Raw genomic sequence first — 20317 nt, 5'->3', positions numbered from 1 at the left:
TTACAGATTGCGCAATGTTCCTTTACAATTAGCTCTGGCAGGTTTTCCTGCGTTTTTAGCTGTCCCTTCGGGGGCTCTTTTTCTTACTTAACTCAATGACCACCACCATTCGCAGTGGTCGCCTCAGTGGCTGGGAGTCCTTCTGCAATTGGGTCACCTCTACCAATAACCGCATTTATGTGGGTTGGTTCGGTGTCCTGATGGTTCCCACGCTGTTGGCAGCTGCCATCTGCTTCACTATTGCCTTTATTGCGGCACCGCCGGTTGATATCGACGGTATCCGTGAGCCTGTTGCTGGCTCTTTCCTCTACGGCAATAACATCATTTCTGGTGCTGTTGTTCCTTCCAGCAACGCCATCGGCCTGCACTTTTATCCCATTTGGGAAGCTGCTTCTGTTGATGAGTGGCTTTACAACGGCGGTCCTTACCAGCTTGTTGTGTTCCACTTCCTGATCGGCATTTGTTGCTGGTTGGGTCGCCAATGGGAACTCTCCTACCGCTTGGGCATGCGCCCTTGGATCTGTGTGGCCTACAGCGCACCGCTGTCGGCAGCCTTTGCTGTTTTCCTGATCTATCCCGTTGGTCAGGGTTCCTTCTCGGATGGCATGCCTTTAGGCATCTCTGGAACCTTCAACTTCATGTTGGTGTTCCAGGCAGAGCACAACATCCTCATGCATCCCTTCCACATGATTGGTGTGGCAGGAATGTTTGGCGGCAGTTTGTTCTCCGCCATGCACGGTTCACTGGTGACCTCATCGTTGATTCGTGAAACCACCGAAACCGAGTCTCAGAACTACGGCTATAAGTTCGGCCAAGAGGAAGAGACCTACAACATCGTGGCTGCCCACGGTTATTTCGGTCGTCTGATCTTCCAGTACGCCAGCTTCAATAACAGCCGCAGTCTGCACTTCTTCCTGGCTGCCTGGCCGGTGATCTGCATCTGGATCACCTCACTGGGTATTAGCACTATGGCCTTCAACTTGAACGGCTTTAACTTCAACCAGTCGGTTCTCGATGCCCAAGGCAGAGTTGTACCAACCTGGGCTGATGTGCTCAACCGCAGCAACCTCGGTATGGAAGTGATGCACGAGCGTAATGCTCATAACTTCCCTCTCGACCTGGCAGCTGCTGAGTCCACACCTGTGGCTCTGATTGCTCCTGCGATTGGCTGATCTGATCATCACCAATACAAGGTTTGGCAGCAGCTGAACCTCAAAACCCCCTCTCAAGAGGGGGTTTTTTTATGATTGTTCTGGTGTATTAGCTCAGATCATTTAACTCAGGGAGCTGCTGAACGAATCAAAACAACAATGTTCCAATCAGGTTTAAAGCTAAAGTGAAAGTCTTAGGTCTTCAGGGAGTCTTGGCCTCAGCTGGTTGAGTTGTCGCTTCATCAGTGCTTTGTTGCATATTTTTTTGCTCCTGATCTAGGCCTAGTTCTTGTGTTGGAAATTGTTCTTCTGTGTCTTTAATGGTGTTTTTGGTGAGTTCTGGAGTGGGATCTTTGATCAGTTTCCCTTCTTTCCCTGTGATCAGATTGGGTTCCTCGGGAGGACCTTCTACAACAACAACGCGTTGAACAATGAGTTGGTAATCCAACTCTTGGCGTTTGTTGATTTCTTTCTGTACAGCTGAAACCTGCTTGAGGCTGGGCTGGGCTGGGTTGGTGACTAATACCACAAGAAGAATCTCTGGTGGGTTCTTTTCCCAGGTGATCTCAAGGCTTGCCACTTTTGCCTTCGCCTCCTTGCCACCGAAGGTCAGGGTCTCTCGCTTCAGAAAGGTCTCAATCGTGCGTTGAATTTGGTCGCGCGTCTGCTCCCTATCCTTTTCGCCAACAAGGCTCACAAACTGTTTGGTTAGGGGGATCAGCAGTAGTGCTGTTAAGCCAAACGTCACTAAAAATTTGGCGGCGCTGAGGTTGCTTTCTCGTAGTCGATGAAGAAAGGAGGGTTCTTTCCAGGCCATCATCACAAGCCCACCGCTAAGAATACCGAGCAGGTTGGTAGCGAATAGCAATCCGGCCCCAAAGGCATCGCCCCACTTTTGATAAGAAATTAATAGACCCATCACACAGACCGGTGGAACGAGAGCCACGGCAATGGCTGTGCCTGCGAGGGAACTCACGGCGTCTCTGCGCAACTTTGCGTATATGGCCATTGCACCTGCGACTAAGGCGATGCCTAGATCGAGCAGGTTTGGACTCGTGCGGTCCCAGACTTCCGAACCCAATTTTGGGAGGTTCGCGACTTCTCCCAGCAAGGCGGAGAGCAAGATGGTAATGAACACTCCTACGAAGAGGCTTAGTAGGGCATCCATCAACAGTCTTATGTCGCCAATTAACACGGCGAAGGCACTTGCTCGTAGGGGCTCGATCCATGGGGCGACAACCATCGCTCCAATCACCACCGCAGCACTGTTGGCCTGCAGGCCCAAGGTGGCAATCATGCTGGCGCCGATCGTCAGGACGACAAACACTTCATCGATCTGGGCGTCCTTTTTGTAACTGTCGTGCATTCGCTTCAAGCGAGTGGATTCCATGCCTCTAATGACCTCGCCTAGGTGAACTTCTAGTTTGTTGGACTATTGTCCCAGATGTTGATAGCTGTAATTAGAGGAGATCTTCTAACACTTGTGTAGAATACTGAATTGGATTAACTTCTATGGCAAGGATTAATGATTGCCTTTGAATTGACAGCTATAGCAACTCAAGATTACAAGATTTGCTCAGCACTCGTCTTTGAGGATGTTCACTCTTTCGAAATTATTGAGTAGTATGATGTTCAATAAAGAATGGTGCATTTTTTAGTGATCCTTGGAAATTTCTTGTGCCTATTGCAGGCCTAGGTGTGCGAGAATGCGATGATTTAAATGGCTGCTTTTGAATAGTATTAAAGATGAGTACAGGCGATTAGTCTTGTTAGGCTAATTTCGGATGATTTATGCCTTAATTCAAGGGATTGCTATTGGGCTACTTGAACTCTCTTTGCTGCTGCTCGCTTGTTTAGGCATGTAAAGGCCACTACTGGAGGGCAGGTCTGCTTAATGTGCAGCAAAACCAATTAATTTCCAGAGGACTGTGAGGCCAATGCCTGCTTTCGCCGGCAGGGCTGATCTTCTGATATGTGATCAATCTCACAATCAGGTTTGACTCAGAACAATGCTTAGACGGCAGATATGGAAGAGATTGTTTGCAGTGATTAGAGTCACACCATGCAAAAGATGAAGCAATCTACTGAGCTTGGCAAAGGAATGATTGCCATTTTTGTAGCGACAATCATTGGTGCTTCAACAGCGATCTTGTTGGATTCAGTGATTACACAAACTGGAACTGCTTTAATGGTTTTGAGACAGGATCATGTCAGCAAAGTTTTGCTCGAGAGCTAGGCTGAATAGCTCTGACAATCAGTTCAGAAACCTGGTTTTAATTTAATTTCCTTTCTTTGATCAGCAATGATCTTTTGGAAGGTCTGTTGATTCTTCATAGGGACCTTTGATGATCTGCTTTGATTTATGGTGCATTCTAGATCGATAGCCTGGGCAGAGCAGAAGTCGTATGCGGCTGTTTTTGGTTTCTTTTGGCAAAAGTGTTTACTGAACCTCTTTGGATGATTCTAGATTTCTTCTCGTATTTCATTTTTTAGGCCATTGTTAAGTGTAATAACATATGAAGCTTGCCCTTTTGCGCTCTTTTTTAGTGATCACCCTGTTAAGGGTTAGGCGATGAAAGTATTGGATGATTCTTTAGGAATAGTGCTATACTTGCTTAAAGCTTTTCTAAGCTAGATGAAAGATTTGAAGGCATTCTCTCTAGTGGATAAGCGATGATTTGGCCAATTGTTGCTCAGATATGTTAAAAGCTGGCTGCTGCTTGAGGAGCAATCAGGTCTAAATATGCCTTTTTTAGTATTTTGCTCATGGTTGGCTTTTGGCTATAGGGATCGTATATACCTTTGGGTTTTAAAAGGCATGTTGCTCCAAGGTCTCTGAGAAAGATTGCAAAGAGTGATGCCGGTGACGGGAATTGAACCTGCGACCTACTGATTACGAATCAGTTGCTCTACCCCTGAGCTACACCGGCAGTGAGCGGAACTTAACATTCAAGCATTGCGCTTTTGAACTGTTGGGCGATTCTTCTGGTCCTGGCTCAAAGTTGGATCCTGAGCTAAGAGAACGACTGATCCAAGAGTCACTCAGCCCTTGGCGGGGTTTCCGGCGGGTGTTCTGGTTCGCTTTCTTCGCTTCCGCCTGTATCGGTCTGTTGACGATGGGCTTGCGTGCCTCTTCCGGGAGCATTGTTCCCCTCTCTGATGTCTCCATTCAGATCGGAGCGCTTCTCCTTACTGGTGGGTTGCTTTGGATTGATCGCCGTCGCGGAACTTGAAGGAGTGGTTTGGAGTGCCGGCATGGTGAGCAGACTCAACCCCAGGCAAAGTCGTTCATGCTGAAGTTGTTCTTCGCTTAAAGAGGGGGCCTGGGCAAGTTCCTGGTCGGAGCGGGTTAGAAGCCAGAGGCTCTGGGTGAGCTGTTGCCACTGCCAAAGAACGAGAGCAAGTAGGGGGATGGCCGTAAGCAGTGTGACCAGTCTAGAGCTGCCTTGTAATGGCGAGAGGTCCATTACCAAAATGGAAGATTGATCGATCCACCAGAACATCGCGAGTAGGGCTGTTGATCCAACCAAGAGGCTCAAGCGAGGGATCAAGCTCTGCTGAAGACCACTGAGCTGACGCTGGGCCTCTGAGCGTTGACTCAGTGGGCGCCGCAGTAGCAGTAGTGATCCCCAGTCGGCAGGGCGTTTCCAGAGGACGAGGGTTGGCGTTAACACCGCTACAGCCCAGGTGAGTAGACGTTCGAAGACTGGAACAGGCCCCAGATCTGCCCCGGCTAAAACCAGTCTCAGTAAAAGCATTTCTATCGGGATCGCCCCAATAGCGATGAGCTGAAGCCAGAGCAGTGGTTCGCGTTGGGCAATCACAACAAGTTGTAGGTGGGGCGAAACCTCATGAGCTACTAAGCGTGCGTCGCTTGGTGACTAGTTTGTGAGCTTCAATGATGTCGCGTTCTTCCCAGTTAGCAAAGCGATCACAGCCGATGCCGCACTCGAAGCCTGTGGCCACCTCCTTGACGTCGTCTTTATTGCGGCGTAGGGAGTCGAGATCGCCTTCGAATACCACTTGTTTGGCACGCCGTACGCGCACTCTGCAGTTGCGCTGCAGCTTGCCTGCGGTGATGTAACAGCCCGCAACGGCGCTCTTGCCGATGGTAAAGACGGCACGCACTTCTGCTTCTCCAAGCGATTCTTCCACCAGTTCTGGCTCTAGTAGACCTTCCATAGCCATCTGGATGTCTTCCAAAAGCTTGTAGATCACGTCGTAATCACGAACGTCTACACCCGTGGCATCCGCGGCCCGCTTGGCTCCAGAGGCCATAGATGTGTTAAAGCCCACAATCACAGCCCCGGATGCAGCAGCAAGATCCACATCAGTTTCGGTGATTTCACCCGGCGCGGAGAGCAACACGCGAACCTGTACCTCATCCTTCGGCAATTGTTCCAAGGATCCCAAGATGGCTTCCACACTGCCTTGAACGTCGGCTTTGAGAATCAGGTTGAGTTCCTTGAGTTCGCCATCGCTTGCTTGGCCAGACATGGCTGCGAGGGACACCCTCCTTGAGGCCATCTGTTGGGCCAGCCTGGTGGCACGGGCATCGGAGGCGCGTTCTCCCACAACGACTCTTGCTGACTTCTCATCTGGGTAGACCTCAAATTCATCTCCGGCTGTTGGCACTTCGCTGAAGCCGAGGGCCTCTACGGCACCAGACGGACCAGCTTCTTTGAGTCGGGCTCCGCTGTCGTCGACCATGGCTCGCACCTTGCCAAGCACTGGACCGGCGGCGAGTACATCTCCGGTTTTGAGGGTGCCGTTCTGGATTAGCAATGTGGCAACAGGCCCTTTGGCCTTGTCGAGGTGAGCCTCGATAACGGTGCCTTTGGCCAGACGGTCAGGGTTGGCCTGCAAATCCTCAACTTCGGTGACCAGCAGAATCATCTCGAGAAGTTTGTCGATGTTCTCGCCCTTGATGGCACTTACGGGAACCATCACCACATCACCTCCCCACTCTTCGGAGAGCAGGTTCTGATCAGAAAGTTCCTGCTTGACCCGTTCTGGAGAGGCTCCCTCCTTGTCCGTTTTGTTGATCGCCACAATGATCGGAACCTTGGCAGCGCGTGCGTGGCTGATGGCCTCGAGGGTCTGAGGGCGTACACCATCGTCAGCAGCAACCACTAGTACTGCTATGTCCGTGACCTTGGTGCCGCGGGCGCGCATGGCAGTGAAAGCCTGGTGGCCTGGGGTGTCAAGGAATGTGATCTTGCGGGGCTGACCGCCATGATCGATCTCCACTTGATAGGCGCCGATGTGCTGGGTGATGCCTCCGGCTTCAACCGCGGCAACCCTGGCTTTGCGGATTGCATCCAGCAGGCTGGTTTTGCCGTGATCGACATGACCCATCACGGTCACCACAGGTGGACGGCGGATCAGGTGGGCTAGATCAGTCTCCTCAATCATCTCCGTTGTCTTTTTGGCTGCCTCCTCGATGTCGTCCTGGAGGACAGGCACCCCGAACTCCTCGGCCACTGCTTCGATCGTGGGAAGATCTAGTGACTGGGTGACTGTGGCGGTAATCCCTTTGAAGAAAAGGGATTTGATGATCTCAGAGCTTTCAATGCTGAGCATGTCTGCCAGCTCCTGCACTGTGAGGTTGGCCTCCGGAACAATCAGCATTTCTGGCCTGACTTGCTTCGCTTCGCGTGCTGCACGCAGCTCCATTGCCCGTCGGCGTTGCCTTTGTCGGGTGGTTTCTTTTTTGCGTTTGCGTAATGCCGCCACGGGTTTGGAGGCGGGCTTTTTCTGCGATTTTGGTTTGGCGGGCCGGGCCAGGCTTGCCGTCAGAACGACGGCCTGTTTTTCTCCTGCGTAGCCGCTGGTTTCTGCGGTTAGGGCATCATCATTTTCCCCAATGATGTGCACCTTCTGGCGCTGCTTCTGGGGAGACTTGTTGCGTAGAGCTTCCAGCTTGGCGCTGTCGTCCCACTCCGGTCTACCGGGCCTCCTTGGGGCTCCGGCAGCAGGGGCTTGAGCGGGGCGGTGACCAGGCCTTTTGGGTGCTGTGGGTGCTGTGGCAGTGCGTTCCACTGGTGGAGTGGCTCCCTCGGATCCTCCGCGGGTTCCGACGCTGGTTCCGTCCGGTCGTCGTGGCGGTGGTGTGCCAGGTCGACCGGTGGGCTTTTGAAGCTGCATCAGCTCTCCAGGTGCCACCGGTTTGCGCATGCCGGTAGGCATGCCTGGGCGGGTGGGGGCTCCTGGGCGGTTGTTGCTATCCCGTCCTGCTGAGCCAGCGTCGGATCGATCACGCCGAATGGGCTTGCCCACTAATTCGAGGGTGTTGCCGGCAGAACGAGGCTGTCCTGGTCTGGTTTTGCCTTGCCGTATGGGCGCGCCGGGGCGCTGCGACGTGTTAGCGCGCTGATTTGGTCCACCGATCGGTCGTGGACTAATTCCGGGTCGTTTTTTGTCAGGGCGTTGTCCCTCTGGATCTGGTCGGCTCGGAGGGGCTACGACAGGACGCTTTGGTTTAGGGCGTCCCACCAGTTCTGGCTTTGGAGCTTTGCGCTCAGATGGGATTGATGGCTTGGCCGGGGGTGCGCTGCGTCCTGGCGCTGTTGGCGATTGGGGCCTAGAGACGATTTTGGGACGAGGGCCTCCTCCACTAACGGTGGTTGCTTTACTCGTAGTAGACGTCTGACCGGCACGTGGGTCTTTGCCCCCCGCGCTTGGAGGCACGGGGGAGGAGGGTTTGTTTGCTGATCTTGGTGTAGGAGCGGTAGGCCGGCTGGGGATTGCTGGACGACTGATAGGAGCGTTGATCGGTCGAGCTGCTGTTTTAGGTGGCGAGCTTGTCGGGGTTGGAGTGGGGTTTGCTGGGCGAGTCGGTGGAGCAGGATGAGCCACCGATTCCGTTGAGGGTCGTGCAGGGCTTGTTGGTATGGGGTTTGCAGGCGCTGATGGCTTGACGTGACTGATCTCTGAGCTGCTTGTAGCTTTTCGAATAGGTGGTGCAACGTCCTTAATGGCAGTGGGCGCTGCTTTTTTCACCGACAGAATTGTCTTTTCAGGTTCCGACTTGCTTGGTGGAGCTGAATTAGCAGCGGAGCCTTGGCGCAAAAGGCCACGGATGCGCTTTGCTTCATCGTCACTGATGGAACTGCTATGGCTCTTGGCCGCAATTGAGAGTTTCTCAGCGGCATGGAGCACGTCCTTGTTCTCAAGGCCTAGGTCCTTGGACAGCTCATAAATTCTGATTTTGCCGCTGCTGGTCATTAAAAGCTCCTGTCGGTCCGGGCACGAAGTGCCTCGGGGCTCCAAGCAAGTCGGGGCCATTGTTTATTTTGCCTCAGCGGCGGAATCAAAGGAGTGATTAAGCCGCTTTTGCAGCACCTCCACAACGCTGTTGGGCACCTGGCAACGCAGGGCTTTCTGTAGACGTTTGCGGCGGAGTGCCTCCTCTAGGCAGGCCTCGTTTGGACAGAGATAGGCCGAACGACCCATCCCTTCATCGAGGACTACACCCTCCTGATGGTCGCGTATCACCCGCCAAAGCTGCTGGCGATCCAGCAGTTGACGACAGGTCACGCAGCGACGCAGGACGGGGCGTTGGTTCACCGAGCTCTGTCCTCTTCTTCTAGTGATTCTTCATTTGAGCGTTGTTCGCTTGAGGCGTCAGGTTGGTTGCTCAAGTCGTCAGATTGGCCGTCGGATTCATTTTCGTCTTCAGCCATCGTCTTAGCAGGTTCTTCTTGGTCATACTCTTCTTCATCTTCCGGTAGGGGGTAAAGCTCTCTTAGGCGTGCATCCTCTTCTGCTCGGGTGGCTTGTTCAGCTGCCAGGCGGGCTTCGGCATCGCGTTGGAGAGCCTCTTCTTCCTCTCGCTGAGAAATCAGCTCGGCGACGGTGGTGTCCTCACTGGCCTGGTCATATTCCTGGGAGTTTTTGATGTCGATTTTCCATCCGGTTAGACGAGCTGCTAGGCGTACATTTTGTCCTTCTCGTCCGATGGCCAGGCTTAGTTGATCTGGGGGGACTAGGACGTGGGCATGCTGCCCTTCTGGATCCACCAGTCGCACCATCTCAACGCGAGCAGGGCTAAGGGAATTGGCAATGTATTGACCTGGGTCAGGTGACCAGCGGATCACATCGATTTTTTCGCCGCGTAGTTCATTAACCACTTGCTGAATGCGTGAGCCGCGGGCACCGATGCAGGCGCCGACAGGGTCCACTTCACGTTCAATGCTGTCAACTGCCACCTTGGTGCGTGGGCCCACGGAACGAGAAGGAGGATTGGCTTCACGGGCTACGGCCACAATGCGCACTGAGCCTTCTTGGATTTCGGGCACCTCGTTCTCAAATAGGTAAACCACTAGTCCGGCGTTGGAGCGGCTAACGAACAACTGAGGCCCTCGTCGGGGCACTTCGCTGACTTCCTTCAGAAAGACTTTGAAGGTGGCGTTGGCGCGATAATTGTCGTTGGGGAGCTGGTCGCGGCGTGGGAGCTCGGCCTCCACTTCAGGGCGCCCAAGACCAGAACTCACCGCCATGATCACCGAATGACGTTCAAAACGGATCACACGAGCTGTGAGCACGGGATCTTCTAGATCGGCAAATTCCTCTTGAATCATGCGGCGCTGCTGGTCGCGTAGCTTTTGCGCCAGTACCTGCTTGGTTGTGGCGGCAGCCATCCGGCCGAAGTCTTCCTTCTCGGGGGTAACGTCGAGCACCACGGTGTCACCGATCTGGGCGTCTTCAGCGACTTGCATCACTTCTTGAAGAGCAATCTGGTGGTCTTCGCTCTCCACCTCTTCAACGATGATTTTGCTGGCCAGGACCCGATAACCTTCATCTTCAAGCTCTAGTCCAACATCGAAGTTGCTGAAATACTCTTCTTCGAAAGGGTCCTCACTGATACCTAGATAAAGAGTGCGTCGGTAGCGTTCATATCCTTTGAGGAGGGCCTCACGCAGGGCTGCTTCCACCACTTGGGTAGGGAGTTTCTTCTCCTCGCTGATGTCTTCGATCAGGTTGTTGAGGCCGGGGAGTAGAACGAGAGCCATCGACGATGGAAAGAGTGGAAAGGTGCTGAAGCTGAGCTGATCGTTAAGGTGATTTATCCAGTGGGGTTTGTAAGGCGAACGCAGGTCACAGCCTTACGTGGTATGCGTTGAATGCGTCCCTTGATGTTGATGTGCACATGTTCGTCGGATCGTTTGTGCAAGAGACCGGCTTGATGAAGGTCTGAATCGTGGTCGCGGAAGCTGATCTCCACAGGGAAGCCTCTGAAAGTTAGGAAGTCCTGATCACTGTGGAGCTGATCTCCGATCCCTGGGCTGCTGATTTCCAGAACATACGCTTCAGTAAAAAGTTGGGAAGCCTCCAGGGCTTCATCCATAGAAGCGCTGAAATGAGCACAGTCGTCGAGGGAGACATCACTGCCATCTTTGCGACGGATCTGCACCTGGATGGTCATAGGAATCAGATGGGTGAATACCTGTACACAGCAAAGTTTGTAGCCTTTTCCTGCAGCCGTCGCCGAGGCGAGGGTTTCCAGGTCCGGGAGCAGAGGATGAGGCAAATGCAGGGGGTAAGGTTGGGCTTCTGGCCCGACCGGCTTCAGAAGTGACCTGCCTCCCGAAGGAGGTACCCGCCAGGCATCAAGACAATCTAGGTGATGGCCTCTTCATGCTGTGTTCAACTGATGCAAAGAAGGCCGTCAAGCCATCGAGAATCTGGAGAATTCGCTAATCAGCGCCGGCCAGCCGTTTGGCAGCGATTGGCTGATGGCACCACTAACGCTTCGCAGACAATTCAAATCTGTGCGGATGCATCTTGCTTATGCCTCTGATGACACCCCTTCCCTTCAATCTTCAGGTGCCGATTGCCGGGCTTGTTTTAGCCATTGTCAGTTGGTTGTTGCTAGACACTTTTGGCAGGCGGTTCCGCTCAGGTTCGTTGCGGCGTGGATTGCTGCTCAGTAGCAGGCAAAGCATTTCTCTGAGTTGCGCACTTGTAGGAGTGATTTGTTGGCTGTTGGATTTGTTGGATCCGTCATTGATTCAATTCCCGCGTGATGGTGTTAAGGCGTTTGGAATTCTTGTGGTCATAGGTCTTTCATGGACGCTGCTGTCTTGGAAGAAGGAGCTCAAGCAAAACCAAGACAGTTATGCCACTCAGATGCTGCAGGGCTTTGGTGAAAAAGACAGGCTGTTCCTATTCGATGTTGTTCAGAAGACCATAGGTATTGCAGCCATGCTCATTTTATGCCTGGAGGTGATGCATCTGATGGGCATTTCGCCGGCTGTACTGGTTACCGCCGGTGGGGTTGGCGCCGTTGCATTGGGTTTCGGGGCCAAGGGGATTGTCTCGAATTCCTTAAGCGGCCTTAGCCTTTACATTAACCGTCCGTTTGTTGTAAGTGATTTCATCGATATTCCCTCCGAAAACCTTTCTGGGAATGTAGAACATATCGGTTGGTTTTATACCAAATTGCGCTCCTCTGATCGCCAACCAGTGTATATACCAAACAACATCTTTACAAGTAAGCCGGTTGTTAATATTGCTGATATAGACAACCGTAGGATTTGGATTGAATTTGGTGTTAATTATGGCGATCGTAGAAAGATTGAGTCGATTGTGAGTGATCTTCAGCAGGTTTTAGTTAATCATTCAGATGTAGATCAGAGCAAGAAAATGGCCGTGAATTTCACCGGCTATGGCGATTCGAGTCTGAATCTACGCTTGGTTTGTTATTCCTCTAGTGGAAATCTAAGCGATGCTTGGGCCTTGCAGCAGAGGTTGCTTCTCAAGATTGGTGATGTGGTTGAAGTGCATGGTGCCGGCATGCCATTCCCCACCCGCACTTTGATTCATTCAGGCTCGAATCAAAAAAAGCAAACGATGAACCCTCTGATAGGAATCAATCAAGAATCGGGAGAAGGTGCAACTTGACCCTCCCCGATTTGCTTTTCAATTTCTAATGGCTCAACTGGATTATCGGCAGCCTTGAACAGAAATCCGGTAACTGAATCCTGTTGCGCCTGGATCCTTTGCTGTTCCTACCTTGAAATTCACTTGACTCACCGCTTTGCCAGGAATTGCTTGGATAGGGCCAAACATTTTCCCAGTACCCATTGGTGGCCGCATGGATTCGTTGACAACTTGAAGGTTGCTGCCATCGCTGAACTTGAGGAAGGCCTGAATTGGGTAGCTGGCAGAATCGGTTGAATCTGCAGTGAAGAATAGTTTGTAATTGCGATAGGGCTGATTAACAGCAAAGTCTGTATTCCAGTTTGTGCGGCCAAAGGCACTTCCTATTAAACCCTTTGGCCGCTCTACTCTCTTTTTGACGATCTTGTTGCCATCCCCGCCAATAGGCATGAGGAATTCACATTTGGCGATGGCTGACTGAGGGGTAAGCACTGAGGCCATCACCAGGCCTAGGGCTACAAAGCGTGATTGATACATAGGAAAGGACTATTCACATCCATAATGATGGCGGAATTGGAATTTTGCAGCGCAATTGTAATTCTAGTTAGCCCTGAGCACGTAGGTAAACACCAGTAGGTATCTGTGAAGCCTAGGGATTGCTGCAAGTGGCTCATGATTTGAGTCAATGGGTTGTTTAGTTAAGTCCATAAGTTTGCTTGCAATACTGAGCGTATAAATTAGTGCATAACCTGTTTTGACCGCTGGTGATGGTTAAGCCGCTGTGCAAGTCCCCTCCGATGATTATCATTCGTGGCATGCTGATGCGATCTCAGCAGCTTTGCTCTCGGTGCATGAAGATATTGGGGCCAAAGTTCAGTTTGCTTGATCAGTAACTTGCTAAGAATGATAACCAGTACTATGCCCTATTCAAATCAACCTCGGTTGCCTGAACGATCAACGTCTTGGCAATCCGTCTTGGCAATCAGTTCATCTTTTTAATGGCTCCCAGCTTCCAGGTTTGATTGAACCAGGGATCAAGTGGACCATAGAGCCGCAGGATCCCGAACCAACCTTTACTGGGGATGGTTTTGATCCAGTTTGTCTTTTTCCCTTCGGGTGCTTTGGGCCCGAAGTAAAGATCTACTGAACCATCATCATTCACCAGCATGTCTTGGTTGCGTTTACTGTTTTTACTTGGATAGGGCTGTTCTTTGCTCTGCAGCATGGAGCGGGTCTGGGGATCGTAAACCACAAACGACCAGAAATCCTTTGCAGGCGCATTGGCTGGAATCGTGAGTTTGTATGTGGAACTGCCATCGAGGTAATTGCCATCCGCATCGCTTGCGGTGTAGGCGTATTGCGAACCTAAGCCTGGAATCTCAAGCTGCATGGCCGGTGTATTGACTGTTGCAAGATAGAAGTAAAGGCTGCGGGCATCGATAAAGCGTCCGCCCTGCCCCTTGTCTTTAAGCCACTCATAGCTTCCACCAAGGAAACCTGTTTTCCAGCCACCCGTCTGATCTTCATAGATGAAAGTGTTGGGATCACGTGGCAAAAATGTAATTGCGCGAGCAGTAGCGTTACCAATCGCTACTGCTTCGATAAGAATATCTTTCATACGCGCATCGGGATTGAAGCTTTTACCCTTCTCGATCCCAATTGCTGCCAATACTCCAAGTAGCTCTGGAGAGAAAACAGATGATGACTCTCGCTGAATTACATCATTGAGTTCATCGTAGAAGCTGTAGTTGTTGGCGTGGATTGTATTAACATTTTTGCCTGTGAAATTCTTGAATTCCATCGCAGGAGGAGCATTCTTTTCTGCAAGAGGATAAATTTTCAGACCTTTCTGAAAGTTGTTGATAGCAGTATCAGTCTTTCCTCCCTGATCAAGGAATCCTCGTAAGATCAGCCAGTTAATTCTGCTGGGAGTTTTGGCAACAAAATAGCCCTCTGGGATAACTCCTGAATAGCTCTCAGGGACGATTAAATATTTGCCTCCTTTGCCTTTGTCGGGACCCGGTCCACCCATGTCCACAATAAAGCGGAAATAGGCATCGTTGACCGTGCCAGGACCCATCCCTGGTGGTACTTCAATGACGATCGGGCCATTATTTAGATCGAGGAAGGTAGAAGCGTAGACCGTGTCAGTATTTCCGGTGAGCCAGAGCGAGTCTGAGCTCATTAAATTTTCAAAAAGCCCTACCTGGTTACTTGATTTGATGCCATAGTCATCACGATGACCTACATACATCACTTCCATGGAAGCTGCAGGAATGAAGTTTAGAAATGCTCTTACTCCACGGCCAAGGTCAACTTGATAACGAGCGCGTTCAATCGTCTGATCATCAGGTAGACCATCAAAATAGTTGAGATCCCCTATGCGGGTTTTCACTTTGTCTGGCGTTAGAATATCTTGAGGGATCGGAGTATTGAAACCCTTGGGTATTTGATCTTTGGCTCTGGCAACTAGGCCACAGGATAATGATGTAAGGGCGAGTGCGGAAACGGCAATTTGGAAAGCATGTGAGGTTTTCATTGGAGTGAAATTCATTGTTGATGAGGTGATGATTGCTGTTATTAGTCGAGTTTTTGGATATCATTTGGCTGCCAACTTTTGTCAAACCAAGACTCAAGTGGCCCATATAGACGCAGTAGAGCGAACCAACCTTTCTCAGGGATTGTTTGAATCCAGTTAGAAGCTTTCCCGTTAGGAGCTTTGGGCCCAAAGTAAAGATCAACCGATCCGTCATCATTGATCAGGATGTCTTTGTCTCGCTTGCTGTTCTTGCTTGGTAGAGCTTGTGTGGTCTGTAGTTCCGAACGAGTTTGTGGGTCATAGACCACAAAAGACCAGAAATCCTTTGCAGGAATATTAGCTGGCAGGTTGAGTCTGTAGTTTTTGCCACCATTGAGAAATTTCTTTTGGGAATCGGTAGCAATCAGGCCATACTGGGAGCCCACTCCTGGCATTTCAAGCACCATGGCTGGAGTATTGACAGTGGCAAGCCAGAAATACATTGCCCTTGCGTCTAAGTTTCGCCCTCCTTTGCCTCCATCACGAAGCCATTCATGACTACCACCAACGAAAGGAGTAGTCCATTGTTTGCCGTCGTAGAGGTATGCCGATCGATCCCTGGGTCTTGTCATCTCTGACCTTGCATAAGCAACGCCAACTTGGACCGCTTCCTCCATCGTGCTTCGTAACGCAGGCGTAGGATTAAAAGGCACTCCTTTTTCCATCCCAATGGAGGAGGCGAGTCCCCGAATTTCTGGATCTAGGAAGTTGATGGGTTCCCTCTGAATAACTTCATTCAGCTCGACAAAAAATTGAAAATTGTTGGCATGAACAGTGTTAAATACAAGATCTCCTGCTTCAATGAATTTCATTTCAGGTTGAGAATCTTTGAGGTGATAAGGATAAATATGGAGATCTGATTTGTAACTCTGAACTGCTTTGTCAGGACTGCCATTTTCATCCAAGAATGCCCTCATTATTAGCCAGTTTGAGTATGTGGGAGAACGGAACACAAAGTAGTCTTTGCTTTCTGATGGCGCCTGATCACTGGGTCCAAGGATTAAGTATTTCCCTCCCTTTCCTCTGTCAGGCCCGGGGGCACCAGTGTCAGCGACAAAGCGGAAAAATGCATCATTGATCGTGCCTGGGCCAAGGCCCGCAGGGATATTGATTACAAGCGGTCCGGTTTTACTTAGGTCGAAGAAAACAGAACCATAAACAGTATCTGTATTGCCTGTGAGAAATATAGGGTTGGATCCTAAAGGCGACATTAGCATGACTTCATTGTAGTCATCTACCCCAATCTTTGTATGACCTTGCCTTAGCATTTCTATGCTCGCAGCAGGCATTAATGACAAGAATGTTTCGTACGCACGGATGAAATCTAGATTTTCATAGGCCAGCTTTGCACTTGCCTTGTCAGGCAGTCCATCGAAGAAATTAAATGTACCTATTCTTGTTTTAACTGTATCTGGAGTGAGGATACCTGAGGGTATTGGAGTCGTGAAATTCTGGGATACTTTTTTTGATGCAGTTGTCTCTGCAAATCCCATTGGGCTTGACAAGCCATTCGCTAATGTGCTCATTAGTATCCCCGCGATCACCGAAGAGACTCTGGGATTAAAGATAGACTGAGTGAATGGATTAATCATGATTGAATCGCTCTTTCTGTTTATTTATTGTACTGATAAATTTTTTGTGATGGATTGGGTGTTGCTCTAACCAGCATAAACTGCAACTCTTTTTTCTCGAATATTGCTTGAGTTAAAAAGGAGTTTCGTTGTCTATTGGAGGGCTAGATTTGAAGCGATCTAATAGCACATCTACAGGTATCTTATTGTTGAAGCGGCAAGCATTTGTTTCGCTACAATTGAGGCTTCCGTGTTCCCAGAACTTATTGCTTCCCATGCCGCCTCCGCAGAAGCCGAAGTAGTTGCATTCTTTTTCACAGCGTTTCACACCAGACAGCATATCCTTCCACAATGTTTGAAATCGCTCGGTCTTAGCTGCTTCCATTAGCGAAATATTTCGGATGCTACCAAGATCAAATGTGCCATAAAGCTTTGATGATACTGAAAGAAGTTCAGGGTCAAAGGTTGAAAAATTACCCTGCCAATCGACACTCAGAATTGAGTAAGGCCGATTGAGTTCATTTTGATTAAGTCGCCGATTCTCACGAATCAGACTGATCACTTGATCAAACTCCCTCAGTACAACAGGGAAACCATCCTGCTCACTTAACTGCCAAAAGCTTTCTAGGAACTGACGATATTGTTCTTCACGCTCGTAACCTTGCATGGAAGAACTTGTATGCTCACCTTCTTGCTCTTCAACATTGAAGCCAACAGAATGAATTTCATTGTCACGAAAAAATTGATACATCTCATTTGGATGATCCATTGCTGTTGCAGTTACAACAGCAATCGCATGAAATGGGATTTTGTTTCGCTTTAGTGCTTCGATGCCTCGCATTGAGTGGACATGAGAGCCTTCCCCATTACCGAAGCAACGGTTGGCATCGTGTATGTCTTTGGGGCCATCCACGCTGATGCCAACAATGATCTTATTTCTGCGAAAGCATTCACACCAAGCATCGTTGATCAGTGTGGCATTAGTTTGTACATGCTGTTCAACATGAACTGTTCCATTAGTCCATTGTTCTACAGCTTCGTTGATTAATTGTGTGGCTCTGTCGTAGTAGCTGCAGGGTAGTGTCAGTGGCTCCCCTGCATGCCACACCAGGCTTAGCTCTTCACCAAAGAAGGGGCTTTCGAATATCCTTTGCATCAGTAAAGGCAAAAGCTCAAGATCAAAGATCTTGCGGCTCTTACGATCTGGCAGATAGCAGTATGAGCAGTCCAGATTGCATAGAGAGGTGGACTGAATAACTACCAGCCCGATTGGACCGAAGCGACTGATGTCAGGACTTGTTGTTGTCATTGAGATGAATGTTGTCTGTTCACCAGTTCAAGAAACCCCCCACTACTATTTTCCCAGGAGCGTGCCTGATCATTCTCTCCAAATATTGCATTATTAGGTCTGAGAAATAAGCTCCAGCTACTGTTGCGAATGTCTTTGATGCTCGCTTCAATTGGGTTAGAAGTATTTGGTTGGCTGTAAACCGTAGCCTCTGCAGATTGCGTGATTACAGCAGGAGTTGCTAGTAATGCATATAGACTGATTAGAGAGCGAGTTGCCATGCTGTAATGACTACATTAGTGGTGCTATTTTATTCAGTACTAATGGTGATAATGCATCGATCAAAGCATTGATGAGTGTCATTGCTTTGATCGATGTCGCTTAGGTGGTCTGATTAATCGTCACCAATTAGCAAAACCACGGCCCCCGTAGCCGCCATTCATCCAGCCGCCTCCGCCATTCATCCAGCCGCCTCCGCCATTACCCCATCCTCCGCCATTACCCCATGCACGGCGAACAGCCCTGCCGCCACCATTCCCCCATGCCCGGCCACCACCGTTGCCCCATGCCCGAGCAACATTTCTTTCATTTGAGCTTAATTGATTCTCTTTAAGTAATGCTTTCCAGCTGCCAGTTCGAACGGTTTGAATTTTCGCTTCGATGGGATTTGAAAGGTTAGGTTTATTGTAAACGGCAGCTTCAGCAGACTGCACGACAACAGCTGATGAAGCTAGAAGCACATATATGCCGAGTAGAGAGCGAGGTGTCATGAGTTTGTAGAAGAGAGGATGTGAAGGATTGGAATTAGAATCTTCAAGCGATCAACGCAAAGATAGTTGAGCAGCGGTAGATAAGACCGTGGCGTAGTAGGCCTTGATCAAGTCTTGATTGAGGTTAACGGCACTTCCTGGACCAATCCAGCGATTGACCATGGTTTGAACAGGTGCAACATCATTCACATATCCCTGCAAGATCTTGCCGATGGCGATGTTGCTGTAATTCAGCATTGTGGAGTTGTTTTCTGGAATGATGCAGCCGACACCTGAGCGGCCGTATGGAACGATTGGCACGATATCGGCGTTTGCTGCCACCCTGGCTTTATTGGCTTTGAGCCAGAGACTGTCTCCACCGAGGATGTCAACAGAGCCAGAGCGCATGGCGGCAAGAGCTGCTGCTGGAGAGTCGTAGGAGACGTAATTCGCTTGTGGGGCTGCTGTTGCGAGAGTTTGTGCAGCAACGGTGTCTTTAATGACCCCAACAGTCTTGCCTGCAAGAGATGCGGGAGTGCCATCATTGCCGGTAGGAGCTAGTACCCTCACCCCGCCCAAGGCAAACGGGATGGTGTAGTCAACAAGCATTGCCCTTTCCCAGGAGTAGGCAACACCACAGGCGATGTCTGCTTTGCCGCTCAGCAGGGCATCTTTTGCGTCCTGTACTGAGTTCACCTGTAGGGCATTAAGCCTGATCGGCTTGCCTGCAAATGCCTGAAGTTCATTTTTGACAGCTGCAACAACATTGATTGCTAGGCCCTTGAAGCCGGCGTCGCTCTTGCTAGCAAAAGGCAGCTCGTCACCAATGACTACCGCGTTCAGCTTGCCACTGCGTACAACCGACTCCATGGAGGTCTCTGCTGAGACTGGCTGGGCTGTTAAGGCAGCTAATGCGAATAAAGAGCCCACAAACGCGATACTTCGTGTCTTCATTAAAATGCCAATTAGTAGATCATCCAATTTTACTTTGTATGCAAAAAAAGAGTGAGCCTATGGAATATTGTTATGAAAACTGACTGACCTGGATTCATCTTTTGTTGCGAACTGCCTACGATTGCAGTTGAAATTTGACCTAGCGATGGGGTTGATGCTCTCTAAGTGAGTCAGCAATCAAGGCCCTCCTTTTGCACAGCGAAAGCCCATGTGACAGGTGGCAGTGTCTACTGTCTGGCCTTGTAGTGCAGAGGGTCGATAACGTACGCAGTAATTATCTGCGCAGAGAAACGATCCGCCTTTGATAGTTCGCCGTTCCTGGTGGCCTGACGCCACGGGATAAACAGAGTTGGTCCATTCCCACACATTGCCGCAAACATCCAAGAGTCCATAGCCGTTGGCAGGAAAGCTGCCAACGGGCGAGGTCCAGAACCAGCCGTCTAGCTCCTCGTTGTGCCAAGGGAAAGGACCTTGCCAGATGTTCGCCATCCAGCGGTTATTGGGAGTGAGTTCATTCCCCCAGGCGTATTGGGCATCGACAAGACCCCCGCGGGCGGCTACTTCCCACTCTTCAGCAGAGGGGAGACGCTTGCCAGCCCAATGGGCATAGGCGATGGCGTCGGCATAGGCGACATGCACGACAGGGTGATCATCAAGGCCATCGATCGTGCTTTCGGGTCCTTGGGGATGACGCCAATCAGCCCCAGCCATGAGGGTCCACCAGCTCAAGGGTTTGCTGCGATCCACCGTTGCTGGAGGCGGTTGAAAGACAACTGATTCAGGGATGCGTTCCTCGGGCGCTAGATCGGGATAGAGCGTTGGATCAGGTGGTAGCTCCGAGACTGTGAGATGCTGCGTGGCGCTAACGAAAGCTCGGAACTGGGCATTGGTGACTGGCCCTACGTCGATCTGGAATGAGTCAAGCTGCACTTCTCGCGCGGGTGTTTCCTCCGGATAGCAGCGAACTGAACCATCCGGATAGCAGCGATCACAGCCAACTCGATAGAGCCCTGCGGGGATGGTTACCATCTCTACTGGCAAAGATGTGGTCACAATTAAAGTCTGCAGGTGGAAATGTGTCCATCTTTATTGTTGCCTAAAAGCCAAGATGGCTAAGTAAGAGCACATTCAGAGTGCCCAAC

General features: G+C 50.4%; 16 protein-coding genes, 1 tRNA gene and 1 pseudogene. 3 read left to right on the top strand and 15 right to left on the bottom strand.

Annotated elements, in window-relative coordinates; all coding sequences use genetic code 11:
* Positions 1–95: 95 nt before the first annotated feature.
* A complete protein-coding gene (gene psbA, locus AKG35_RS08155; RefSeq protein WP_011129798.1) occupies positions 96–1172 on the top strand; it encodes a photosystem II q(b) protein in 1077 nt (358 codons plus the stop codon).
* 181 nt (positions 1173–1353) lie between these two features.
* Here the strand turns inward: psbA and AKG35_RS08150 are convergent, their stop codons facing one another.
* Together AKG35_RS08150 and AKG35_RS08145 are read right to left on the bottom strand one after the other, a co-directional pair.
* The gene (locus AKG35_RS08150; RefSeq protein WP_011130899.1) at positions 1354–2541 is read right to left on the bottom strand and encodes a DUF389 domain-containing protein; all 1188 of its coding nucleotides are present in this window, start codon (positions 2539–2541) and stop codon (positions 1354–1356) included.
* 1468 nt (positions 2542–4009) lie between these two features.
* Positions 4010–4081 (bottom strand) — tRNA-Thr (locus AKG35_RS08145).
* Positions 4082–4219: 138 nt separating this feature from the next.
* On the opposite strand from AKG35_RS08145, the gene AKG35_RS13790 reads away from it, so the two are divergent.
* On the top strand, positions 4220–4384 hold the full coding sequence (locus AKG35_RS13790) for a photosystem II assembly family protein (protein WP_369818040.1): 165 nt from the start codon (positions 4220–4222) through the stop codon (positions 4382–4384).
* A 33-nt stretch (positions 4385–4417) separates the two neighbouring features.
* On the opposite strand, the pseudogene AKG35_RS12600 reads toward AKG35_RS13790, so the two are convergent.
* The 5 genes and pseudogenes from AKG35_RS12600 to rimP all read right to left on the bottom strand — a co-directional run.
* Positions 4418–4975, bottom strand: a pseudogene (locus tag AKG35_RS12600) (low-complexity tail membrane protein); the annotation flags it as partial.
* Positions 4976–5000: 25 nt separating this feature from the next.
* Complete coding sequence (infB, locus tag AKG35_RS08135) at positions 5001–8378, bottom strand: translation initiation factor IF-2 (RefSeq protein ID WP_011130896.1); 3378 nt, start codon at positions 8376–8378, stop codon at positions 5001–5003.
* Between the two features lie 63 nt (positions 8379–8441).
* Positions 8442–8720, bottom strand: coding sequence for a YlxR family protein (locus AKG35_RS08130; RefSeq protein WP_011130895.1), 279 nt, complete (start codon positions 8718–8720; stop codon positions 8442–8444).
* Entirely contained in the window at positions 8717–10165 is a 1449-nt protein-coding gene (nusA, locus tag AKG35_RS08125; RefSeq protein WP_011130894.1) for a transcription termination factor NusA, read from the bottom strand. The genes AKG35_RS08130 and nusA overlap by 4 nt, the downstream gene beginning before the upstream one ends.
* 53 nt (positions 10166–10218) lie before the next feature.
* Positions 10219–10683, bottom strand: coding sequence for a ribosome maturation factor RimP (gene rimP / locus AKG35_RS08120; RefSeq protein ID WP_011130893.1), 465 nt, complete (start codon positions 10681–10683; stop codon positions 10219–10221).
* Between the two features lie 269 nt (positions 10684–10952).
* Between rimP and AKG35_RS08115 the strand changes: the two genes are divergently transcribed.
* Positions 10953–12056, top strand: coding sequence for a mechanosensitive ion channel family protein (locus AKG35_RS08115; protein WP_236069578.1), 1104 nt, complete (start codon positions 10953–10955; stop codon positions 12054–12056).
* A 42-nt stretch (positions 12057–12098) separates the two neighbouring features.
* Here AKG35_RS08115 and AKG35_RS08110 read toward each other — a convergent pair whose 3' ends face one another.
* From AKG35_RS08110 to AKG35_RS08075, 8 genes are all read right to left on the bottom strand, one after another.
* On the bottom strand, positions 12099–12572 hold the full coding sequence (locus tag AKG35_RS08110) for a hypothetical protein (RefSeq protein ID WP_011130891.1): 474 nt from the start codon (positions 12570–12572) through the stop codon (positions 12099–12101).
* A gap of 445 nt (positions 12573–13017) precedes the next feature.
* Positions 13018–14589 (bottom strand): DUF1254 domain-containing protein, encoded by a 1572-nt coding sequence (locus tag AKG35_RS08105; RefSeq protein ID WP_011130890.1) that lies wholly within the window; start codon positions 14587–14589, stop codon positions 13018–13020.
* Between the two features lie 26 nt (positions 14590–14615).
* Positions 14616–16139, bottom strand: coding sequence for a DUF1254 domain-containing protein (locus AKG35_RS08100; protein ID WP_011130889.1), 1524 nt, complete (start codon positions 16137–16139; stop codon positions 14616–14618).
* A 178-nt stretch (positions 16140–16317) separates the two neighbouring features.
* Positions 16318–17493, bottom strand: coding sequence for a cyclophane-forming radical SAM/SPASM peptide maturase GrrM/OscB (gene grrM / locus AKG35_RS08095; protein ID WP_011130888.1), 1176 nt, complete (start codon positions 17491–17493; stop codon positions 16318–16320).
* Positions 17490–17753, bottom strand: a complete 264-nt coding sequence (grrA, locus tag AKG35_RS08090) for a GrrA/OscA1 family cyclophane-containing rSAM-modified RiPP (RefSeq protein ID WP_011130887.1) — start codon at positions 17751–17753, stop codon at positions 17490–17492. Before grrA (AKG35_RS08090) ends, grrM begins: the two co-directional genes overlap by 4 nt.
* A 120-nt stretch (positions 17754–17873) precedes the next feature.
* A complete protein-coding gene (gene grrA, locus AKG35_RS08085; protein WP_011130886.1) occupies positions 17874–18242 on the bottom strand; it encodes a GrrA/OscA1 family cyclophane-containing rSAM-modified RiPP in 369 nt (122 codons plus the stop codon).
* 51 nt (positions 18243–18293) lie between these two features.
* The gene (gene grrP / locus AKG35_RS08080) at positions 18294–19175 is read right to left on the bottom strand and encodes an extracellular substrate binding-like orphan protein GrrP (RefSeq protein WP_041385167.1); all 882 of its coding nucleotides are present in this window, start codon (positions 19173–19175) and stop codon (positions 18294–18296) included.
* A gap of 177 nt (positions 19176–19352) precedes the next feature.
* Entirely contained in the window at positions 19353–20228 is an 876-nt protein-coding gene (locus AKG35_RS08075) for a formylglycine-generating enzyme family protein (protein ID WP_011130884.1), read from the bottom strand.
* Positions 20229–20317 lie beyond the last annotated feature (89 nt).

It is taken from the genome of Prochlorococcus marinus str. MIT 9313 (assembly GCF_000011485.1).
GTDB classification, from domain to species: Bacteria; Cyanobacteriota; Cyanobacteriia; order PCC-6307; family Cyanobiaceae; genus Prochlorococcus; species Prochlorococcus marinus_D.
This window is presented reverse-complemented; position numbering and strand designations above follow the sequence as displayed.

Bases quoted from the DNA above. Each gene is read 5' to 3' on its own strand.
- grrP (WP_041385167.1), bottom strand. From the start codon at position 19,175: ATGAAGACACGAAGTATCGCGTTTGTGGGCTCTTTATTCGCATTAGCT.
- AKG35_RS08110 (WP_011130891.1), bottom strand. From the start codon at position 12,572: ATGTATCAATCACGCTTTGTAGCCCTAGGCCTGGTGATGGCCTCAGTG.
- grrA (WP_011130887.1), bottom strand. From the start codon at position 17,753: ATGGCAACTCGCTCTCTAATCAGTCTATATGCATTACTAGCAACTCCT.
- nusA (WP_011130894.1), bottom strand. From the start codon at position 10,165: ATGGCTCTCGTTCTACTCCCCGGCCTCAACAACCTGATCGAAGACATC.
- AKG35_RS08105 (WP_011130890.1), bottom strand. From the start codon at position 14,589: ATGAATTTCACTCCAATGAAAACCTCACATGCTTTCCAAATTGCCGTT.
- AKG35_RS08150 (WP_011130899.1), bottom strand. From the start codon at position 2,541: ATGGAATCCACTCGCTTGAAGCGAATGCACGACAGTTACAAAAAGGAC.
- infB (WP_011130896.1), bottom strand. From the start codon at position 8,378: ATGACCAGCAGCGGCAAAATCAGAATTTATGAGCTGTCCAAGGACCTA.
- grrA (WP_011130886.1), bottom strand. From the start codon at position 18,242: ATGACACCTCGCTCTCTACTCGGCATATATGTGCTTCTAGCTTCATCA.
- psbA (WP_011129798.1), top strand. From the start codon at position 96: ATGACCACCACCATTCGCAGTGGTCGCCTCAGTGGCTGGGAGTCCTTC.
- AKG35_RS08115 (WP_236069578.1), top strand. From the start codon at position 10,953: ATGACACCCCTTCCCTTCAATCTTCAGGTGCCGATTGCCGGGCTTGTT.
- grrM (WP_011130888.1), bottom strand. From the start codon at position 17,493: ATGACAACAACAAGTCCTGACATCAGTCGCTTCGGTCCAATCGGGCTG.
- AKG35_RS08100 (WP_011130889.1), bottom strand. From the start codon at position 16,139: ATGAGCACATTAGCGAATGGCTTGTCAAGCCCAATGGGATTTGCAGAG.